Annotated in this window: 16 protein-coding genes; 7 read left to right on the top strand and 9 right to left on the bottom strand. The window is 71.3% G+C overall.

Going from position 1 to position 20,363, the window contains the following annotated elements; genetic code table 11:
- Positions 1–44: 44 nt before the first annotated feature.
- From QMF98_RS11710 to QMF98_RS11720, 3 genes are read right to left on the bottom strand one after another with little or no spacing between them, the layout of a single operon-like run.
- Positions 45–2,567, bottom strand: a complete 2,523-nt coding sequence (locus tag QMF98_RS11710) for a glycosyltransferase (RefSeq protein ID WP_337973197.1) — start codon at positions 2,565–2,567, stop codon at positions 45–47.
- Positions 2,564–3,538: a GDP-mannose 4,6-dehydratase gene (locus QMF98_RS11715; RefSeq protein WP_337973198.1), complete on the bottom strand. Its 975-nt coding sequence runs from the start codon at positions 3,536–3,538 to the stop codon at positions 2,564–2,566. Before QMF98_RS11715 ends, QMF98_RS11710 begins: the two co-directional genes overlap by 4 nt.
- Before the next feature lie 4 nt (positions 3,539–3,542).
- Complete coding sequence (locus tag QMF98_RS11720) at positions 3,543–4,529, bottom strand: GDP-mannose 4,6-dehydratase (protein WP_337973199.1); 987 nt, start codon at positions 4,527–4,529, stop codon at positions 3,543–3,545.
- Positions 4,530–4,647: 118 nt separating this feature from the next.
- On the opposite strand from QMF98_RS11720, the gene QMF98_RS11725 reads away from it, so the two are divergent.
- The 5 genes from QMF98_RS11725 to QMF98_RS11745 all read left to right on the top strand — a co-directional run bounded on the left by QMF98_RS11725 (position 4,648) and on the right by QMF98_RS11745 (position 10,789).
- Positions 4,648–5,592, top strand: coding sequence for an FkbM family methyltransferase (locus tag QMF98_RS11725; RefSeq protein WP_337973200.1), 945 nt, complete (start codon positions 4,648–4,650; stop codon positions 5,590–5,592).
- A gap of 119 nt (positions 5,593–5,711) precedes the next feature.
- Positions 5,712–7,106 (top strand): glycosyltransferase, encoded by a 1,395-nt coding sequence (locus tag QMF98_RS11730; protein ID WP_337973201.1) that lies wholly within the window; start codon positions 5,712–5,714, stop codon positions 7,104–7,106.
- Positions 7,103–8,629, top strand: coding sequence for a glycosyltransferase family 4 protein (locus QMF98_RS11735; protein ID WP_337973202.1), 1,527 nt, complete (start codon positions 7,103–7,105; stop codon positions 8,627–8,629). The genes QMF98_RS11730 and QMF98_RS11735 overlap by 4 nt, the downstream gene beginning before the upstream one ends.
- Before the next feature lie 61 nt (positions 8,630–8,690).
- Positions 8,691–9,596: an ABC transporter permease gene (locus QMF98_RS11740; RefSeq protein ID WP_337973203.1), complete on the top strand. Its 906-nt coding sequence runs from the start codon at positions 8,691–8,693 to the stop codon at positions 9,594–9,596.
- Positions 9,596–10,789: an ABC transporter ATP-binding protein gene (locus tag QMF98_RS11745; RefSeq protein WP_337973204.1), complete on the top strand. Its 1,194-nt coding sequence runs from the start codon at positions 9,596–9,598 to the stop codon at positions 10,787–10,789. The genes QMF98_RS11740 and QMF98_RS11745 overlap by 1 nt, the downstream gene beginning before the upstream one ends.
- Positions 10,790–10,807: 18 nt before the next feature.
- Here QMF98_RS11745 and QMF98_RS11750 read toward each other — a convergent pair whose 3' ends face one another.
- Positions 10,808–11,470: a hypothetical protein gene (locus QMF98_RS11750; RefSeq protein WP_337973205.1), complete on the bottom strand. Its 663-nt coding sequence runs from the start codon at positions 11,468–11,470 to the stop codon at positions 10,808–10,810.
- 91 nt (positions 11,471–11,561) lie between these two features.
- Positions 11,562–13,139, bottom strand: coding sequence for a hypothetical protein (locus QMF98_RS11755; protein ID WP_337973206.1), 1,578 nt, complete (start codon positions 13,137–13,139; stop codon positions 11,562–11,564).
- Positions 13,140–13,397: 258 nt separating this feature from the next.
- Between QMF98_RS11755 and QMF98_RS11760 the strand changes: the two genes are divergently transcribed.
- Positions 13,398–14,327 (top strand): glycosyltransferase family 2 protein, encoded by a 930-nt coding sequence (locus tag QMF98_RS11760; RefSeq protein WP_337973207.1) that lies wholly within the window; start codon positions 13,398–13,400, stop codon positions 14,325–14,327.
- 31 nt (positions 14,328–14,358) lie between these two features.
- On the opposite strand, the gene QMF98_RS11765 is transcribed toward QMF98_RS11760, so the two are convergent.
- From QMF98_RS11765 to QMF98_RS11780, 4 genes are all read right to left on the bottom strand, one after another.
- Complete coding sequence (locus QMF98_RS11765) at positions 14,359–15,816, bottom strand: DUF4214 domain-containing protein (RefSeq protein ID WP_337973208.1); 1,458 nt, start codon at positions 15,814–15,816, stop codon at positions 14,359–14,361.
- Positions 15,813–16,097: a hypothetical protein gene (locus tag QMF98_RS11770; protein WP_337973209.1), complete on the bottom strand. Its 285-nt coding sequence runs from the start codon at positions 16,095–16,097 to the stop codon at positions 15,813–15,815. The genes QMF98_RS11765 and QMF98_RS11770 overlap by 4 nt, the downstream gene beginning before the upstream one ends.
- Before the next feature lie 407 nt (positions 16,098–16,504).
- On the bottom strand, positions 16,505–18,400 hold the full coding sequence (locus QMF98_RS11775) for a DUF4214 domain-containing protein (protein ID WP_337973210.1): 1,896 nt from the start codon (positions 18,398–18,400) through the stop codon (positions 16,505–16,507).
- A gap of 132 nt (positions 18,401–18,532) precedes the next feature.
- Positions 18,533–18,958, bottom strand: a complete 426-nt coding sequence (locus QMF98_RS11780; protein WP_337973211.1) for a GtrA family protein — start codon at positions 18,956–18,958, stop codon at positions 18,533–18,535.
- A 278-nt stretch (positions 18,959–19,236) separates the two neighbouring features.
- On the opposite strand from QMF98_RS11780, the gene QMF98_RS11785 reads away from it, so the two are divergent.
- A complete protein-coding gene (locus QMF98_RS11785) occupies positions 19,237–20,337 on the top strand; it encodes a glycosyltransferase family 4 protein (RefSeq protein WP_337973212.1) in 1,101 nt (366 codons plus the stop codon).
- The last annotated feature ends 26 nt before the right edge of the window (positions 20,338–20,363 follow it).

Genomic DNA, 20,363 nt, shown 5'->3' on the forward strand with positions numbered 1-20,363 from the left:
GGGCGTACCGGACGCAGGTCCGGCGTGCCCCGACGACGTGAGCGCTAGAGATCCTCCTCGGGCCCCGAACCGCGCCAGGCCTCGCCGAGCACGCGCCGCATGCGCCCCCCGGCTCTCCGGACCACCTCGCGAGGACCACCGGCGAGCATGTACTGCCGCGCCAGGGTGAGGTCGGTCTTCATCGTCGGACGAGGCTTCGCGAAGGCGCGACCGGCGAGCTCGGGCTCCTCGAGGCTCGACGCGAGGTCGACCGCGCGCCTCGGGTCGCGGCAGAACTCCACCAGCGGCCGCAGGGTCGAGCTCCACTGCATCTCGTGCGCGAACTCCCGCACGTTCCGAGTCGCAGCCTGCGCCGCGTCCGAGTCGTACAGCATCTCCTCGAGCGCCACGACCAGGGCGTCGACGTCACGCTCGGGCACGACGCGGCCCAGGCCGTGCTCGGCGATGATCTCCCCGAACGTGTCGCCGCCGGTGGCGACGATCGGCAGGGACGCCCACAGGTAGTCGAGGATCCGGGTCCGGAACGAGTACGCCGTCTCGACGTGCAGGAAGTGGGTCGAGACGCCGACGTCCGCGTCCAGCAGGTAGTCCGCCCGCTCGGCGTAGGGGACCCAGCCGTGGTTGAAGAACACGTGCTTGCCGGTGAGGCCGAGCTCGTCCGACAGCTGCTGGGCCTCCCAGGCCATCCGCATGTCGGGCACGCCGGGGTTCGGGTGCTTCAGGCCCATGAAGAAGAGCCGGACGTCCGGGTGCGCGGCGCTCAGCTTGTGCACGGCGCGGAGCAGCGTCAGCGGGTCGAACCAGTTGTAGATGCCGCCGCCCCAGATGATCAGCTTGTCGTCCGGGCCGATGCCCTTGACGGAGCCGCGGATCGCCGACCGCTGCTGGACGGGGGCCTCGTCCGGGATGCCGAACGGCACCACGGAGATCAGGTTGTCCAGGCTCATGCCCTCGTCGTACACGGACGGGTTGACCCGTCCCTGACCGGCGAGCTGCCCGAGCCAGAAGTCACGCTGCTTCTCCGACGCGCACAGCAGGAAGTCGGCGCGGCGCAGCTGCTCGTTCAGCACCCGGGTCGTCTCGCGCACCGCCAGCACCCTGCCGCCGGCGCCCAGGTCGCGCGCCTGCTCGAGCTGCTCGAGGTGCATCGGGTCGTAGACGTCCGCCACGATGATCTTCGAGCTCTGCTTCAGCCACGGCACCGCCTCGAGCAGGAACCCCTGGAAGACGATGACGTCGGCCCACTCGGTCGCGTCCTGCAGCGCCCGCCCGGTCGCGTAGGCGACCTCGAACTGCGCGCTGGTGGTACGGCAGCCCGCCGTCGAGACGAGCCGCACGTCGTGCTCGCTCGAGAGGGCCGCGGCGATCTCCCAGGCCCGGATCGCCGGGCCGGCCATCCGGTCCTGCAGCGGCTCACCGGTCACGACGAGGATCCGGTGCCGCGCCACGAAGTGCCGGTCGATCCCGAACGCCTTGACCAGGTCGGCATGGGCCCGCAGGTACGCCGGGTAGCCGTACGCGGGTTCGATCGCGTGCCGGAACAGCGGGAACAGCTGCCGGTCGCTGCGCCGGCGCTTCGCCTGGAGCTCGGCGCGGTCCGCCGCCAGCCCCTCGAGGTTCTCCACGAAGGCGTCGATCGCATAGGTGCTGGTCAGCGCCATCTTGGGCAGCTGGAGGTCCTCGACCCGCTCGTCCTGAGGGGACCGCTGCAGGTCCAGCGCGGTCGCGTCGACGTCGGTCCTGGCGATCGCTCGGCGGATCGCGAGCGCCATCGCCGCCGGCAGCGCCCGCGCGAGCGACGCGTCGTCGAGGTTCTTGTACATCGACATCAGCGCGTTCCGCTCGTGCAGGTACGCCTCGCGGTACTCGCCGAACTTGTTCATCGACGCGTGGTGACGGTGGTACGCGATCGACCGTGGCTCGTACCGCACGGTGTAGCCCAGCAGGTTGAGCCGCCAGCCGAGGTCGACGTCCTCGTAGAACATGAAGAACCGCTCGTCGAACCCGCCGACCTCGCGGAACACGGCGGTCGGCATCACCGTCGCCGCACCGGTCGCGAACAGCACGTCCTTCGGCTGGTCGAACGCCGCGTCGTCGGGCGCACCGACCTCACGCTTGTAGCCCATGCCGAACCAGGTCAGGGAGCCGTCGACGTAGTCGACCAGCTCGCCGTCCCAGTCCAGAACCTTGCACGCGATGGCGCCGATGCGCGGGTCCTCGTGCAGCGTGCCGACGGCTGCGGCGATCCACTGCCGGTCCGGGCGCGCGTCGTTGTTGAGGAACGCGACGAACTCGCCCGACGCGTGCGCGACCCCGAGGTTGCAGCCGCCCGCGAAGCCGGTGTTGGAGCCGGCCTCGACGACGACGGCGTCCGGCACCGCGGCGCGGATCAGCTCGACGCTGCCGTCGCCGGAGTCGTTGTCGACCACGACGAGCTCGAGCAGGTGAGCCGGCCAGTCCACCTCCTTGAGGTGCTGCAGGCACGTGATCGTGTCCTCGGCGCCCTTGTAGTTGACCAGCACGACGGACACCGAACCGGGTGTCACCTCGGGCTCTTCCCCGCTCATGCGGCTCCCCCTGCGATCTCGACGTCGTGCCGCACCATGCGCGCGACGATCTCGTCGAACGAGACGGTCGGAGACCACCCGAGCACCTCGTGCGCCCGTCGCGCGTCGCCTACCTGTACACCTGCATCCGCCGGGCGCACCAGCGACTCGTCCACCGCGACGTGGCGGTGCCAGTCGTCGACGCCCGCGGCCGCCATCGCCGTGGCGACGAACTCCTCGACCGAGTGCGTCACACCGGTGGCGATCACGAAGTCGTCCGGAACGTCGTGGCGGACCGCGCGGACCATGGCGTCCACGTAGTCGGGCGCCCAGCCCCAGTCCCGGCGGACCGACATGTCACCCAGCGTCAGCACGCCGGACCGGTCCCGACCGATCCGGGCGGCCGCCGCGGTGATCTTGCGCGTGACGAAGGTCTCCGGTCGCAGCGGCGACTCGTGGTTGTAGAGGATGCACGTCGCCACGTGCATCCCCCGGGAGCGGAACACCGCGGCCATCTGGTGCGCGTACGCCTTGGCCGCGCCGTAGGGCGAGATCGGCCGCACCGCGGTCCGCTCGTCCTGGGGCGTGCGCTCCGGCTGCCCGAAGATCTCGGCGCTCGACGCCTGGACCACCCGGACCTGTCGGCCGGACGACTCCTGGAGGGCCCACGCCGCCTCGAACACGTGCACGGCGCCGAGCCCGCTCACCGCGCCCGTCAGCGCCGGCTGCTGCCAGGAGAAGGCGACCGAGCTGATGCCGCCGAGGTTGTAGACCTCGTCCGGCTCGGTCTCCCGGAGGAGCCGCGCGACCCCGTCGTGGTCCGCGAGGTCGCCGACGTGCAGCGTGACGCCTGGTGGGAGCCGGTCGGCGACCAGGGAGCGGTCGTCGGAGGGCAGCACCATGCCGTGCACGTCCACACCCTCGCCGACCAGCTGCTCCGCGAGGAGGGTGCCGTCCTGGCCGGCGACACCGGTGATGAAGGCGACCGTCACGCGGTCACCGACCGGCCAGCGCCTGCTGCTCCTGCAGGTCGTTGTCCACCATCATCGCGACGAGCTGCGGGAAGTCGACCTTCCGCTCCCAGCCGAGCTTCTCGTGCGCCTTGGTCGGGTCGCCGATCAGCAGCTCGACCTCGGCCGGCCGCATGAACCGCGGGTCCTGCTTGACGTACGGCGCCCAGTCCTCGATGCCGACGTGGGCGAAAGCCCGGTCGAGGAAGTCCCGGATGGAGTGGGTCTCCCCCGTCGCCACGACGTACTCGTCGCCCTCGGGCTGCTGCAGCATGCGCCACATCGCCTCGACGTAGTCGCCGGCGTAGCCCCAGTCGCGCTTCGCGTCGAGGTTGCCCAGAGTCACGTGGTCCTGCAGCCCGAGCTTGATGCGCGCGACGGCCATCGAGATCTTGCGGGTGACGAACTCCGGTCCGCGGCGCGGCGACTCGTGGTTGAACAGGATGCCGCTCGAGGCGTGCATGCCGTACGACTCGCGGTAGTTGATCGTCATGTAGTGGCCGAACACCTTCGCCACGCCGTACGGCGAGCGGGGCCACAGCAGCGTGGTCTCGCGCTGCGGGACCTCCTGCACCTTGCCGAACATCTCGGAGCTGGACGCCTGGTAGAAGCGGACCCTCGACACGTCGTCGTGCGCGTACAGCCGCACCGCCTCGAGGATGTTCAGAACACCCTTGCCCGTCACGTCGGCCGTCAGGTGCGCGTTCTCCCACGAGTAGGCAACGAACGAGATGGCACCGAGGTTGTAGACCTCGTCCGGCTGGGCCGTCTCGAGCGCGCGCAGCAGCGACGAGAAGTCCATCAGGTCACCGGTGAGGAGCTTCACACCCGGGACGGTCTGCTCGACCAGCTCACGCTTGGGGTTGTTCTGGCCACGGATCAACCCGTAGACCTCGTACCCCTTCGACAGCAGGAGCTCGGACAGGTAGAGGCCGTCCTGGCCGGTGATTCCGGTGATCAGTGCGCGGGGCATGGTTCCTCAGAGGTGACAGGGATCGGGCCGTGCAAGCCTACCGGCTCCCCTCCTGGAGGGGTCGTGGACGAGGTGCCGGCCCCCCAGGCGCGGGATTCGTCACCCGTATGATCCAGACGTGCCCGGCTCACCCTTCGTCTCGTACGCCCAGAACCGTGAGGACGTCGTGCTCTGGCGCGCGCTGCACGACGTGGCGGAGGGCAGGTACGTCGACGTCGGCGCCAACGACCCTCGGCTGTTCTCCGTGACCCGCGGCTTCTACGACCAGGGCTGGCGCGGCATCACCGTCGAGCCGGTGCCCGCCTTCGCCGACGCGCAGCGCAGGGAGCGCCCCGAGGACACGCTGGTCGAGGCCGCGATCACCGACGGCGCCGTCGGCACCGTGACGCTGCACCTGATTGCGGACACGGGCCTGTCGACGCTGGTCGACGACGTCAGCGCGCGCCAGGCCGCGGACGGCTTCACCAGCGAGGACGTCACCGTCGCGGCGCGCCGTCTGGACGACGTGCTCGACGAGGCCGGCTGGCAGGGCACCGACATCCACTTCATGGTCGTCGACGTGGAGGGCGCCGAGCTGCAGGTGCTGCGCAGCGTCGACCTGACGCGCTGGAAGCCCTGGGTCCTCGTCATCGAGTCGACGGCTCCCCGCTCGACCGAGCCGACGCACGGCGAGTGGGAGGACATCGTCCTCGCGGCCGGCTACACGTTCTGCTTCTTCGACGGTCTCTCGCGGTTCTACTGCTCCGCGGAGCACCCCGAGCTGCAGCCGCTGCTGAGCTACCCCGCGTCGCCGCTCGACGAGTACGACACCGATGTGGACCGGACCCGTCGCGACACCATCGAGCGCCTGACCGGTGAGAACTCGAGCCTGACCGACGAGCTCGTCCGCTGGCGGTCGAGGGCGCTGACCCGGTGGGCCGAGCGGTCCGACGCACCACCGGCCGGGCGGGCAGAGGACCAGCAGCGGATCGCGGCGCTCGAGAAGGAGCTGCAGGCGACTCGAGCCACGCTCTCGTGGCGGATCACGGCGCCGTTGCGAGCCGTGCGCGGTCTGGGTCGCTGATGCGGTCCACGTCGACCGAGGACGCCCGAGCCTCCGAGCTCGCGGTGGCCCTCGGACAAAGGCTTCGCGCTGCCGCCGACGCGGCCCTCGAGACCTCTCCGCCCCCCGCTCCCGATCCCGTGAGCGACGCCGACTCGTGCCTGCAGGCCCTGGTCCGCGAGCTCGCCGGCACGGTCGACGCGCGACTGGCCTGGCTGACGCTGACCGCGCTCGCGGGAGCCTTCCCGGTGCCCGAGGACGTCCGCCACCTGCTGCGCGCCGCCGACCTGGAGGACGCCGAGGAGCTGACCGTCACCGTGCTCGACAGGGCCCACGGCCTCGCGGCGCGCCATCACTCCTTGGACCGGCAGCTCCGGATCGAGACCGGCGTGGTCGTCGACGTCGACATGTGCGCCCGATCGGCGTTCCACAACGGGATCCAGCGGACCACTCGCGAGGTCGTCTCCCGCTGGGGTGCCGACCACGCCATCCACCTGGTCGCGTGGACGGCGACCTCGGGCGCCACCCGGACGCTGACTCCCACGGAGCACGACCTCGCGGCGCGGTGGGACGAGAGCCTGCGTTCGGTCGTCGTGGAGCCGTCCTACGAGGCGGATCGGATGACCGAGCTCGTCGTGCCCTGGCGCACCACGCTCGTGCTGGCGGAGGTTCCGCTGCCCGATCGGTGCCCGCCGCTCGCCGCCCTCGCCGAGTTCTCCGGGAACCGCGTCGTGGCCATCGGGTACGACGCCATCCCCGTGGTGAGCGCCGACCTGCGGCCGCTCGGCGAGCCGAACGGCTTCGCGGCCTACCTGGCGCTGATCAAGCACACCGACCGCGTGGCGGGGATCTCCGGCTCGGCGTCCGAGGAGTTCGCCGGCTACGCCTCCGCGCTGGCCAGCCAGGGGTTGGCCGGGCCCGACGTCGTCGAGGTCCTCCTGCCGACGGAGGTGCCTCCGGCACCGAGCGGCTGGCACCGTGCCGAGCCACCCCGGCCCCTGGTCGTCGCCGTCGGCAGGCTCGAGCCGCACAAGAACCACGACGCTCTCCTCTTCGCCGCTGAGCGGCTCTGGCGGGAGGGCCTGCAGTTCGACCTGCACCTCGTCGGCGGCCCTGGCTGGGACCTTCACCACGTGCAGGAAACCCTCGAGCGGCTCGACCGCGACGGCCGGCCGCTGCAGTGGAGCCGGTCCATGGGCGACGACGAGCTGTGGGAGCTGCTGCGCTCGGCGTCGTTCTCGGTGTTCATCTCGCTGCACGAGGGCTTCGGGCTCCCCGTGGCCGAGTCGCTCGCCTGCGGTACCCCTGTTCTCACCACCGCCTACGGCAGCCAGGGCGAGATCGCGGCCGCAGGGGGCTGCCTCACGGTCGACCCCCGTGACGACGAGAGCGTGGTCGAGGGGTTGCGTCGGATGATCACCGAGCCGGGGCTGGTCGACGAGCTGCGGACGCAGGCGGCGAACCGTCCCCGGCGCACGTGGGACGACTACGCGGCCGACCTCTGGCAGGCCCTGGTCGAGGAGGAGGTCGGATGAGCGCCCCGCTGACGCGCCTGATCCAGGGCGTGGCCCGGCGGCACCGGCCCCCGACGGTGCCTCGCGACGAGTGGCGGTCACGGGTCGACACGCTCCTTCGGGTGCTCGAGCCGGACGTGCCGCTCTCCGGCGACGCCACGGCGCACCGTCAACGCCTCGTCGCGGTCCTGGACCGGTCCGGCACGGCTGAGACGTGGCTGGCGCTCGCTGTCCTCTCCGGCAGGCTCCCCACCGCCTCGGACGTCGTCGTCGCGCGGCGCCGGTCCCAGCTCGAGGGGTCGGCGGCGGTGCTGTCGGCGGCGCACACCCTGGCGACGCCGGCGTCCGCCCGGCGCCACGTCGAGGTGGTGGTCGGCCGGACGCTCGTCGACATGGGGGACCTGGTGCTCTACCCCCTCGGAACGGGCATCCAGCGGGTAGCGCGCGAGGTGGGCCGGGCGTGGCGCACACGGCCCGAGGCCCTGGCCGTCGGGTGGACGTCGGAGATGGACGGGCTCGTCCCGCTCGACGACGCGGCGCGGGACGCGGCGCTGAACCTCGCGCCGCGGCCCGAGGTCGTCCGTGGTGGCCAGCCACGGCGCACCCGGGAACGCGTGGTCGTTCCCTGGCGGGGCACCTACGTCCTGCCGGAGCTCGCGATCCAGCCGCGACGCTGCGCCTCTCTCCAGGCGCTGGCCGAGCACTCGCCCACCAGCTGCGGCGTCATCGGGTTCGACTGCGTGCCACTGACCTCACCCGAGACCTCGGCGCGTGGCTTCGCTGCCGTCTTCGCGCTCAACCTCGCCGCGGTCGCGCACTTCGACCGCGTCGTCGCCATCTCCGACGCCGCGGCGACGGAGTACCGCGGGTGGACGCGGATGCTCGGCGGCGCCGGTCTGCCGGGACCCGAGGTGATGCCGCTCGCGCTGCCCGAGCACGCGCCGCAGGCGTCCGACCAGGATCTCGAGCGTGCACGGCGCCGGTTCGTGGTCGCGGACCTTCCCCTGGTGCTCTGCGTGGGCAGCCACGAGCCGAGGAAGAACCACCTCGCCGTCCTGCACGCCGCCGAGCTGCTGTGGCGCAAGGGACTGCGGTTCAGCTTGACCTTCGTCGGCGGGAACTCCTGGAACAGCGAGGACTTCCGCGCGACCCTCAAGCGCCTGATAGGCGAGGGCCGCCCGGTGGAGTCGGTCAGCAGGCTCGACGACGCGATGCTCTGGGCGGCCTACCGGTTGGCGCGGTGCACGGTCTTCCCGTCGCTGAACGAGGGTTTCGGCCTTCCCGTGGCGGAGTCGCTGTCGGCAGGGACACCCGCCATCACGTCCCGTTTCGGGAGCATGGCGGAGATCGGTGGCGGTGGAGGCGCGCTCCTCGTCGACCCCCGGGACGACGGTGACCTCGCCGCGGCGCTCGAACGTCTGCTCGTCGACGACGAGCTGCACGGCCGGCTCACCGCCGAGGCGCGCGAGCGACCTGCCACCGGCTGGGAGCAGTACGCCGACGAGCTGTGGCGGCTGGTGCACGAGGACGGGACCCTCGCATGAGGCGGGTAGTCTGTCGGGGCCGATCGAGCGGTCGGCGACCACCCCACTCCGGAGCGACTCCATGACGACCATCGCGGACGAGCGGGCCGCCCGGCTGGCAGGGCAGCCCCTGCACGTCACGGGCCCGAAGCCCGGCCTGGCAGCCGGCACCGTCGGCACGGTGCGCGACGTGTGGGCGCACCGTGAGCTGCTCGACATGCTGATCCGCCGCGAGCTGAAGGCCCGGTACAAGGACTCGACGCTCGGCTTCCTGTGGAGCCTGCTGCGGCCGCTCGCGATGCTGCTCATCTACTACATCGCCCTGGGCAAGTTCCTCGGCGCCGCCCGGGCCGTCCCCAGCTTCGCGATCTTCATCTACACCGGCCTGACAGCCTGGGGGCTCTTCTCCGAGACGGTCACGACGGGCACCGGCTCCATCGTCGGCAACGCCGGGCTCATCAAGAAGGTGTACCTGCCGCGGGAGATCTTCCCGCTGGCGAGCCTCGGATCATCGCTGTTCAACTTCGCGATCCAGCTCGTCGTGCTGTTCACCGCCACGATCGTCGCGGGTCAGGTCCCGACCGGGATCCGCTGGTTGTACCTGCCGCTCGCGCTGGCCGTGATCATCGTCTGGGCCCTTGCGTGGTCCCTCCTGCTGTCCGCGGTGAACGTGTTCCTCCGGGACGTGCAGTACCTCGTCGAGATCGCGCTGATGATCGCCATGTGGGCCTCGCCGATCGTCTACGCGTGGCACCAGGTCGCCAGCACCGTGCACAGCGACACGATCAAGTCCCTCTACCTCGCCAACCCCGTGACGCTCGCGGTCCTCGGCTTCCAGCGGGTGTTCTGGGTCGGCGGCGACTCCCAGCTGTCCCCCGGCGGGCTCGCCGGCAGCCTCTGGATCGCGCTCGCGGTCGGCGCGGTCCTGGTGCTGGTCGCGCAGCGCGTGTTCGCGCGTCTGCAGGGCAACTTCGCACAGGAGCTGTAGTGGCCGCCCCCACCGTCATCGAGATCGAGGACGTCTCCAAGCGCTTCGTCATCCGCAAGGAGAAGTCGCTCAAGGAGCGGATCGTCAACTTCGGGCGGTCCAACCTCCACAAGGAGGACTTCTGGGCCCTCCGCGACATCAGCATGCACATCGAGTCGGGGACCACGGTCGGGCTCGTCGGACCCAACGGGTCCGGCAAGAGCACCCTCCTGAAGGTGATCGGCGGCATCCTGCAGCCGAACTCCGGGACCGTCCGCGTCCGCGGTCGGATCGCCGCCCTCCTCGAGCTCGGCGCCGGCTTCCACCCCGACCTCACCGGCCGCGAGAACGTCTACCTCAACGCGTCGATCCTCGGTCTGTCGACCTCCCAGACCGACAAGTACTTCGACTCGATCGTCGACTTCTCCGGGATCGAGCCCTTCATCGACACGCAGGTGAAGTTCTACTCCTCCGGCATGTACATGCGGCTCGCGTTCGCGGTCGCCGTTCACGTCGACCCGGACATCCTGCTGGTGGACGAGGTGCTGGCCGTCGGTGACGAGCCGTTCCAGCGCAAGTGCATGGACCGCATCCGCGAGTTCCAGCACGAGGGCCGGACGATCATCCTCGTCTCGCACGGCCTTGACCAGGTCGCGGAGATCTGCGACCGCGCCATCGTGCTGGAGCACGGCAACATCAAGGCCGACGGTCCCCCGCTGGAGTCCCTGCGCGTGCTGCGCTCCGACTTCGACCAGATGCGACAGGAAGAGCTCGACCGCAGCCGTCTCGAGGCCGTCGAGGTCCGGGCGGCGGCCGAGATCGTGGCGGTCCGGGTGCTCCAGGACGACTCCGACGTCGACGTCGTCGCGACGGGCTCGCCGGTGACCGTCCGGGTCCGGGTTCGCGCGGAGAGCCCGCTGGACAACTGGATCCTCGGGTTCGGCGTGGAGAGCGCGACCGGACAGACGATCTACGGCACCAACTCCAAGCTGCAGGGCACCCCGATGCCCCGTCTGACCGGCGAGCGCGACTTCGACTTCGACATCCCGGCCCTCCAGCTGGGCGAGGGCGCGTACAGCCTGCACGGTGCCATCGCGTCGACGACGGGTCCGGAGATCCATCGGCTGCGCGAGGCCGCGCGGCTCCGCGTCACGGCGGACGGCACCGAGGTCGGCTTCGTCCGCCTCGACGCGACCCTGGCCGAGCGCGTCTGACCCGATCTCCGCCGGGGCCTAGCGGCACTCGACGCTGTTCGGAGCGGCGATCCGGACGATGGCTCCGGTCGGATCGGCACCGTCGGCCACGAAGATCAGTCGGCTGGTCGGATCGGTGGCCGGCACGATGACCGACGTGTACCGCATCACGTCGTCGTAGGTCGGCTTGGCGGCCCCGGGCAGCGCAGCGGCCGCTGCCAGCGAGTCGCCGAGACGTGGCCCCGGCGGAGTCGTCACACCGGACGGGATCGCCGCATGGTTCGCGACGTCCCAGGCGAACAGCCGCTCACCCTCGAAGCCGATGCTCAGGCCGCCCCACCCGAGCCATGCCACTCCTGGCAGCCCGCACCCGGTCAGGTCGGTGTTCCGGTCGGCCGGGCCGAGCAGCTTCTCGATCGCCGACCGAGCGCCGTCCTGGTTCCAGCCGAGGCCCGCCACACCCTGAGCGCTCAGGGCCACCGCTGCGGCAGTGGGGCTGGTGACCGGCACCGGGCTCGGCGACGTCGTCGGCACCGAGGGCGTCGGCGACGTCGCGGGCGCAGTGGCGGCCTGGGTGAGAGTCACGGCGGTCGACGAGGACGGGGCGCCGGAGCCGGACGAACAGCCACCCAGCAGCGAGGCGCCGACCATGGCCGACAGGCCGACGACCAGCGGCATCCGCCGCACGCGCTGCAGATCCACGGTGACCCCCCGGCTCCCAGTAGGCCAAGCCTGTCACCAAGGCGGGGTCGCCGGGTGCGGAACGCGACGGCTCCCGGGGTGAACGGCGACCTCAGGCGGCTGCGCCGCTGTACTCCAGCACGCGGCACGACCGCTCAGGCGGGCTGCCGAGCTGCGGCGAGGTACCGGGCACCGGGCACGTCGCACCGGTGTCCACCCAGCCGGGCCGGGTCCAGTAGTCCAGGTACGTCCGGCACACGTCGAGCGTGTCGTTCACGCACATCGCCCGCGGCGGTTGGCCCGGCCGAGCCAGCTCGGCGTCGAAGGCGCGGTGGTAGGCCGCCGGGTCTCCGCCGCTCTTGAACGCGACGACGAACGCGGCGTGCCGCCCGTCCGTCAGCGCCCGGTGCAGCACGGGCCACATGTCCCAGTAGTAGCCACTGATGAACGTGATGCCGTTGGCGCGGGCGAAGTCCGCGGTCGCACGCGTCTGGACGAGGACGGTGGCGTTCGACGGTGCGCTCACCGGTCCGACGAGCGCAAGGCCGGCGGCAACAGCCGTCGCGCCGACCGCGATGCCGCGGACGACGGAGGCTCTGACGCCACCGGCGCGGACCCTCGGCGCGTAGGTGACCGCCAGCTGCGTCAGCGCGACGAGTGCGGCGGCGACCGAGGCCGCCAGCGCGACGAGCAGCAGGACGACGACGGGGAAGAAGTAGCGGACGACGAAACCGTTCTCCGCGACCCACGGGTTTCCCGTGAACACCGCCCAGTACAGGCCACCGAACGCGGTGGCGAGACCGAGGCGAGGCAGCAGCGCCGAGCGGCGGTCGGACGGCACCAGCACCAGGCACAGCGCCGCGACCACCAGGAGGGCGATGAACCGCACGGGCCGGAACGCCTCGAAGATCGACGTCACGGAGTGCGACGCGCCGTTGACCAGAGCCGGCAGGTCGAAGCGGAAGTACTCCTGGTTGGCATCCGGGATGGGACCGGCGTTCCCCCCGAACTTCGCGGAGAGGAGCGCCCAGACGCCGAACCACACGCCCCAGACGACGCCGAACACGGGCCACCGCACCCACTGCCGGCGACGCACCGCCTCGATCACCGCGAGGAACGCGGCACCGAGGATGGTGGACTGGTTGACGCCGACCGCGACGCCGACGAGCGCCACCGCGAGCAGCATCGTCCACCAGGTCCGGCGCTTCCAGAGCAGGAACGCGCCGAGGGCGGCGCCCCAGGAGACCGAGTACGGCTGGCTCTCGAGGGCGAAGATGTGCAGCTTCGCCGGAGCCATGACGGCGTGCACGGACGCGGTCATCACCAGGAAGAGCAGGGCGGTGGGCCAGATGCCACGCGCGCCGGTCACCACCCTCGAGCCCATCGACGCGAGGAGCAGCAGGACGACGTGGAACGCGACCGCGTTGATCATCAGGCACAGCACCAGGTTGGCGACGGGGTTCGCCACCGGGCTGGCCAGCGCCGACACCAGCGCCGCGAAACGGTTCTGACCCCAGAAGAACAGATCGACGTCCTGCACCGACATCACGGACTGCTGGACGCCGTCGGCCTGGAGGTAGTCGACCGTGTAGCGCACGACGGTCGCCGCCGAGAGCAGCAGGACGGCTAGCACGACGAGGGCGGCGGCCCACCTGGACCGAGAGCCGCCGGCTGCAGCGCGCACTTCCATCTCACTCTCCTGGTCGACGGAGCCCGGCCCTGGTGGTCGGACCCGGGCGTGCGGGAGCACACAGGGCTCGCTCGGGAAGCCCTCATGCTAGGTCACCGCGACGGTCCGTCCCGCACGCCTCGACTACCCTGGGTCGGTCGCTGACCCTGCGGCCCGTCGCCAGCCCCGAGGTTCTCCATGTCATCTGATCCACGCCCCGCTGCCGCGACCGTCGTCCCCTCGGACTGTGACCGGTGCGCCCAGGCGACCGTCCTGCTGGTGGTTCCCTGCCACAACGAGCAGCAGACGGTCGGCGAGGTCGTGCGCGCCTTCCGCAAGGAGCTGCCGGACGTCGTCGTGCTCGTCGCCGACAACATGAGCACCGACGCGACGACGGAGCGCGCCCGGGAGGCCGGCGCGGACGTCATCCGCGTGCCGATCAAGGGCAAGGGCCGGGCGGTGCGCCGGCTGCTGGAGCACAGCAGCCACGACGTGACGCTGATGGTGGACGGCGACGCCACCTACGACCCGTCCGTCGCACGTGCGCTGGTCCACCTCGTGTTCTGCGAGGGCTACGACCTGGTCAACGTCTCGCGCGTCATCCAGGAGACCGCCGGTGACGAGTACCGGCGCGGGCACCAGTGGGGGAACAACGCGCTCACCACGTTGCAGAGGCGCCTCACCGGCATCGGGCTCCGCGACATCCTCACGGGGTACAAGGCCTTGAGCCGACGCTTCGTCGCCTCGATGCCGGTCCGGTCCCACGGCTTCCAGGTCGAGGTGGAGATCGCTGCGCACGCGGTCGCGCTCGACCTCGCCTACACCGAGATCCCCGGGGCCTACTCCGCCAGGCCGGAGGGCTCCGTGTCGAAGCTCTCCACCTATGCCGACGGTTGGGCCATCCTGAGGTCGATCCTGCGCCTCTACCGGGACAACCGGCCCCTGCCTGCCTTCAGCCTGCTGGCGACGCCGTGGCTGCTCTTCAGCGCCGTGATGGTGGGCATCGCACTGGTCGACTACCTCCACACGGGCGCGGTTGCCAAGTTCCCGAGCCTGATCGCCGGTGTGGCCGCGTTCACCGTGGGGATGCTGCTCCTCACGGTCGGGTGGATCCTGGCCCGGACGCAGTCGCTGCGCCGGGACGAGCTGGCCCTGGCGGCAGCCAATGCGATCCGGGACGAGGAGTACCACCGCCACGTGCGGGGCTAGCTCCTGACCCGCCGAGCTTCTCGGTTCCTGGTCACGGGTACCGGGTGATGGCGCGCTGCCAGTACTCGGTGGAACCCGCGATACCGACCCGGACCGCGGACTCACCCTGGGCCAGCATCACCTGCGCCCAATACACCATCCCGTTCCACTCCGGCGCCCGACCCAAGAACGTCTGGTAGTACGCCGCCGACCGCTGCTGGGCCGCCTCCATCGACTGCCACACCGTGTACGCCACACCACCACGGCCCAACGACGGCACCCGCGCCACCCAGTACGCCACCTCCGCCGCCGACGGCTCCCGACCCAGCATCCGCTCGTACAACCGCGTCACGAACGCGTGATCCTCGTTACCCGCCAACAGGTAGAACTCCGGCGACTCGTAGAACAACCGCGCCACATCATCAGGACCCACCCGGCCCTGCTGGATCGCCGTCACCCACCCCGCCAGACCCGACGCATCCGGATCACGACCCAGCACCTGCTTGTACGCCGCCGTCACCCGCAGCTGGGCATACTCCGTCGAGCCGGTCAACGCCGTCACCATCTGCCCCGCAGACGCACCCGACACCACCAGACCAGCCCAACCCTCGACCCCAGCCGGCTCACCCTCACGACCCAGCAGATCCACGTACAACGCCCGCACCAACGACCGCGCCGCCGGCATGAGGTCGGTCGAGGAGCCGAACCAGTCGTTGAAGTAGTTCCAGAAGTTCCGGTTCCCGTAGGCGGAGCAGGCGTCACCGGTGCCGTATCCGGCTGCCAGCGCGGCGGCGTTCGGCTGGTACGGCGTGTAGTTGTACAGACCGGCGGTCGCCTGGTTCTCGATGACGACCTGCGACGAACCGCAGTCCTTGTTCGGGTTGTAGAGGATCGTGTTCGTCAGTCCGGCGCGGTAGCCGAAGGCCGTCGGGTTCAGCGCGTAGTTCTTGAACTGCCACGCCGCCTGGTACACCTGGTTGAAGAACCCGTAGTACTTGCTGTCGCACACGGACGTGTCCGGGCAGCCGTACCCCATCGCCTTCTGGTAGCGGGACGCGACCGCTGCCGCGCCCGTGGTCGTCACCAGCCCCTGCTCCTTCTGCAGGATCACGAGGATGACCTGGGGGTTGATGCCGCAGGAGGCGCCGACCTTGGCGATGATCGCCGAGGCGAGCTCGTCCGTCGCGCCGGTGTACCCACCGGGGCACCGGTTGTCGGGGGTCCGGGTGTTCGTGGTGGTCCGGTAGTTCTTCAGGCACGCGGTGCCGTCCGCACCGACGGTGCACCCGGACCCCTTGGCGTCGAGGAACTGCTGGACGTTGGTCTGCCCCCACACGGTTCCGGCGAAGAACACCGAGTCGCTGATGATGTTGCCCGCGCGGAACATCGCGAGGTTGGCCGCGGTCGACGGTGCTGCGGGCGCGGAGACGAGCGTCGCCGCGATGGCGACGACCGCAGCGGCGGCCGCCCCCACCCGTGCGACGAGACCGAGACGCGAGCGCACCTTCACGGGACCACAACCTCCACCACGGACGACGTCCCTCGAGAGGTCGCTGACGAGTACTGGACCGATGCCTTCCAGGTGCCGGACGTCTGCACCGCCACCGCCAGCTGACCGCACGCCGTCGTCTTGGCGTCGGCCACGGCGTTGCGGCTGGAGGTGAAGTGCGCGCCGGCAGGTCCGTCGACCGTCACCGTGCACTGGCCGCCGTTCTCCACGAGGTTCGCGACGTAGGCACCGACGACGATCGTCCCGTTCGACTGCTGCCACCCCGAGTACGTCGTGATCACCGGGACCTGCTGACGGGTGTCCGGACCCGTCCGCGTCGGCGTCGGGCTCGGCGTCGCGCTGGCCGAGGCGGAGGGCGTCGACGCCGGGCGCGTCAGCGTCGGCGTCGGGGAGGCCGTCGGCGTCGGCGAGTCGGCTGGTGCGCTCTCACTGGGCACAGCAGAGGCCGACGAGGCGGGTCCCCCCGACGTCGGCTCCACGGTCGCTGCGGTGCCCGCGGCACAGCCGGCCAGGAGCGCCCCGGCCGAGAGCAGCGGGAGGACGGCCCTGGCCGCGCGCCGGGCGGGCGTCGGGGACGGCGGCGTCTTCACGAGGCGCCATGCTGCCAGCGCGTCCCGAAGGAGTCGGAGGACGCGCCGCACGAGCCCGAAATGCCCCGGTGCGCCGATCATGAGCGCTCGGTTCCTGGTCACGGGTACCGGGTGATGGCGCGCTGCCAGTACTCGGTGGACCCCGCGATACCGACCCGGACCGCGGACTCACCCTGGGCCAGCATCACCTGCGCCCAATACACCATCCCGTTCCACTCCGGCGCCCGACCCAAGAACGTCTGGTAGTACGCCGCCGACCGCTGCTGAGCCGCCTCCATCGACTGCCACACCGTGTACGCCACACCACCACGGCCCAACGACGGCACCCGCGCCACCCAGTACGCCACCTCCGCCGCCGACGGCTCCCGACCCAGCATCCGCTCGTACAACCGCGTCACGAACGCGTGATCCTCGTTACCCGCCAACAGGTAGAACTCCGGCGACTCGTAGAACAACCGCGCCACATCATCAGGACCCACCCGGCCCTGCTGGATCGCCGTCACCCACCCCGCCAGACCCGACGCATCCGGATCACGACCCAGCACCTGCTTGTACGCCGCCGTCACCCGCAGCTGGGCATACTCCGTCGAGCCGGTCAACGCCGTCACCATCTGCCCCGCAGACGCACCCGACACCACCAGACCAGCCCAACCCTCGACCCCAGCCGGCTCACCCTCACGACCCAGCAGATCCACGTACAACGCCCGCACCAACGACCGCGCCGCCGCATAGCGCTGCGCCGAGTTGGCCGCTGCGGCGGTCGCCCGGATGGTGCCGAGCGCGGCGTATCCCTGGTCACCCGGGCAGTCGGTGTAGTCGACGTCCCGGTGGCCCATCACGCGTGGCAGCGTCACCGTCTGGTTCGCGTACCGCGACGTCTCACCGCCGGCCGTGTACTGCTGGTACGTGCCGTTCGGGTCGATCCCGTACGCGCCCAGACGCCAGCCGATGATGCGCCCGACGGCGTCCACCATGGCCGCGCTGGGCGTCTGCGTCGAGAAGGTCCCGAGCATCGCGACCCCGACGGTTCCCGTGTTGAAACCACCGGCGTGAACACCCACGACGGCCTCGGTCATGCTGTTGGCGCGGCCCTCGTAGATGTTTCCCCACTTGTCGACGACGAAGTTGTAGCCGATGTCGCACCAGCCGCGGGAGTCGATGTGGTACGCCTGGTCGTTCCGGATCTGCTGCTCCGCCTCGGCCATGGTGGTGTAGGTGTTCGCGTTCGCGGTGTGGTGCACCACGGCGCCGACAAGAGCCGGCGCCACGTCCGGCGTGCACACCTGAGGCCGAGCGCCCCACTGGTCTCGCGTCACGATCGTGGGTGCCAGGACGTCCGAGCGGACCATGCCGGACCGCGACGTCCGGTACGCGGCGGGGCTCGCGGTCGTCGTCGACGTCGGGCTGGAGCCGACGAGCGCGAGGCGCACGTCCGCGGCGGACGCCTTGCTGCTCGCCTTGAAGGAGATCTGCAGCGCGTCCGCGCCGCCGACCCAGACCGAGTCGGTCCCCGCCCGGGTCTGGTGCCGCGCGTCCGCCGAACCGCTGTCGGGTGCCGAGTCGCCCGCGTCGAACGGCTGCCAGGCGCTCCACTGCCCGTGGGAGCCCGTGCGGATCTGGGGCGCCAGCTCGGACGCCGGCACGTTCGTCGGCCACGTGAGGCCGACGGTCTGCACCCGCGCCGGGTCGACGGTCAGCGGCGGCGTCTCGACCCGACCGCCGGTCGAGGGACGGTCGGCAGCCACGGGGCTCTTCACCGGGTCGACCGGCGCGGCCGTGGGGCTTGCGCTCGGTGTGGGCGCCGCGCTGGGCGCCGGGGTCGGCGACGGCGTGGCCGCGACCACCACCGGCGTCTCGCGCACGGTCGCGCCCGGGTCGCCGTCGGGCGCCGGGGTGCTCGTGGCGGGGGTGCTGGTCGCGGGGACGCTCACGACGGGGAGGTCGACCGCGTGCGCCCTCTGCGGCACGCCTTGCACCAGGCTGCCGGTGACCACGGCGGCAAGAATCAGACAGACACGATAAATCGGACTTTTCGCCATGGCCGCAATTCCAGACAGCAGGTGACAGTTGCCACTGAAGGGTCGCCGCCACGACGCCACGCGTCAAGAGCGAAACGCACAACGAAATCAGTTCGATGCCTCAGAGCTCGTTCTACCACCGGACCGAGCCGCCTGGGGCCCGGATGGCGGGCGAAAGACGAACGTGCGGTAGGTCACAAAGCGGAAGAGCGTGGCCAGCCCGAAGCCGACGACATTCCCGGCGACATTGTCGGCCGCCGGCGACGTAAATCCGAGCAGATCGTGAGAAACCCACAGCGTGCCGACGGCGATCACCATGCCGGCGAGGGAGAAGGCGAAGAACAGCACCGCCTCCCGGCCGGTGTCCCGGCCACGGCGGTGGGCGAAGACGAAGTGCCTGTTGCCGAGCCACGTCACCACGGTCGCCACAGCCACCGACACAGTCTTGGCGGCTACCGGCGGCAGGCCGTGCGGCAGCCCGAAGGCGAGGAGGTTGAACAGTCCGGCGTCCACCAGGTACGCGACAGCGCCCACGGCGCCGAAGCTCGCGACCTCTCGCCCGACCTGCCGCCATGCTGCCCGAGGACCCTGCACCAGTCCCCCCGTCGCCAGGCCCCTGCGGTCACGCACGCGACCGCCCCCGTCTCTGGGACCAGAAGCGTACGGCGTCGGGCGATCGGCCACCCGCTAGCCTCGTCACGCCCACGAGCACCGAACCTGGAGGACCCATGACCACCGCTCGGGCCCTGGGAACGCCGAGGGCCGGCACCCGCACGGGACGCCTGACGTGACCGCCGGGACCGGTGGCTGACGTGCGCATCGTGCTGGACGGCACTCCCCTGCTCGGCCGCGAGACCGGTGTCGGCCGTTACGTGCGCGCGCTGCTCGGCGAGCTTCCCGACGCGGCCGACCACCGCTGGCCCGGTGCGCGGGTGGAGGTGTCCACCTGGTCGTGGCGGGGCCGGCGCATCGCGCAGCTGCCGCGCGGCGTGACGCAGCGGGGTCTGCGGGTGCCCGCGCGGGCGCTCCAGGCACTGTGGCAGCGGGCCCAGGTCCCCCCCGTCGAGGCGCTCGTCGGACGCACCGACGTCTTCCACGGCACCAACTTCGTCTCGCCGCCGACGCTCCGCGCACGCGAGGTGATCACCGTCCACGACCTGACCTACGTGACGCACCCGGGGACCGTCAGCGCGGCGAGCCTGGCCTACCGGCACCTGGTGCCGCGTGCGCTGCGCCGCGGTGCGCACGTCGTCACGCCGAGCGACGCCGTGGCGCAGGACGTCCGCGAGCACTACGGGCTCGCTGCGGACAGGGTGACGGCGACGCGACTCGGGGTCGACGCATCCTGGTCCGCAGCCACGCCCTTGCCCGCCCGGCGCCGCGACGAGCTGGGGCTGCCCGCGGACTACGTCGTGTTCGTCGGGTCGCTCGACCCTCGGAAGAACCTGCCGCGGCTGCTGGAGGCGTTCCGAGCGGCGCGCTCGGGCGGCGACGTCCCCGATCTCGTCCTCGCCGGACCCGCCGGCCGGGAGGAGAGCCTGGCGGGCGTGCCGGGGACCCACCTGACGGGCTGGCTCGACGAGCCGGACCTCCAGGGCCTCGTCGCCGGTTCGGCCGGACTGGTGCTGCCCTCCCTGGACGAGGGCTTCGGTCTGCCCGTGCTCGAGGCCCTCGCAGCGGGCCGACCTGTGCTGGCCGCCGACATCCCGGCGCTGCGCGAGGTCGGAGGCGACGTCGTGCGCTACGCCGACCCGCTGGAGGTCGACGGGCTGACGACCGGTCTGCTCGCGCTCGGCGGCGCTCCGGACGACGACGCCGCTCGTGCGGCGCGCCGGCAGCACGCCGCGGGGTTCACGTGGCGAGCGTGCGCCGAGGCGACGGTCCGGGCCTACGCCCGTGTGCTGGGCGACTGAGGCGGTGCGCACGGGGCGCCGCGCCG

The organism is Cellulomonas sp. NTE-D12, from assembly GCF_027923705.1.
Classification (GTDB): domain Bacteria; phylum Actinomycetota; class Actinomycetes; order Actinomycetales; family Cellulomonadaceae; genus Cellulomonas.

What these genes read in the sequence shown, in the direction of transcription:
- QMF98_RS11710 (WP_337973197.1), bottom strand. Translation starts at nt 2,567, where the DNA reads ATGAGCGGGGAAGAGCCCGAGGTGACACCCGGTTCGGTGTCCGTCGTG.
- QMF98_RS11720 (WP_337973199.1), bottom strand. Translation starts at nt 4,529, where the DNA reads ATGCCCCGCGCACTGATCACCGGAATCACCGGCCAGGACGGCCTCTAC.
- QMF98_RS11735 (WP_337973202.1), top strand. Translation starts at nt 7,103, where the DNA reads ATGAGCGCCCCGCTGACGCGCCTGATCCAGGGCGTGGCCCGGCGGCAC.
- QMF98_RS11740 (WP_337973203.1), top strand. Translation starts at nt 8,691, where the DNA reads ATGACGACCATCGCGGACGAGCGGGCCGCCCGGCTGGCAGGGCAGCCC.
- QMF98_RS11755 (WP_337973206.1), bottom strand. Translation starts at nt 13,139, where the DNA reads ATGGAAGTGCGCGCTGCAGCCGGCGGCTCTCGGTCCAGGTGGGCCGCC.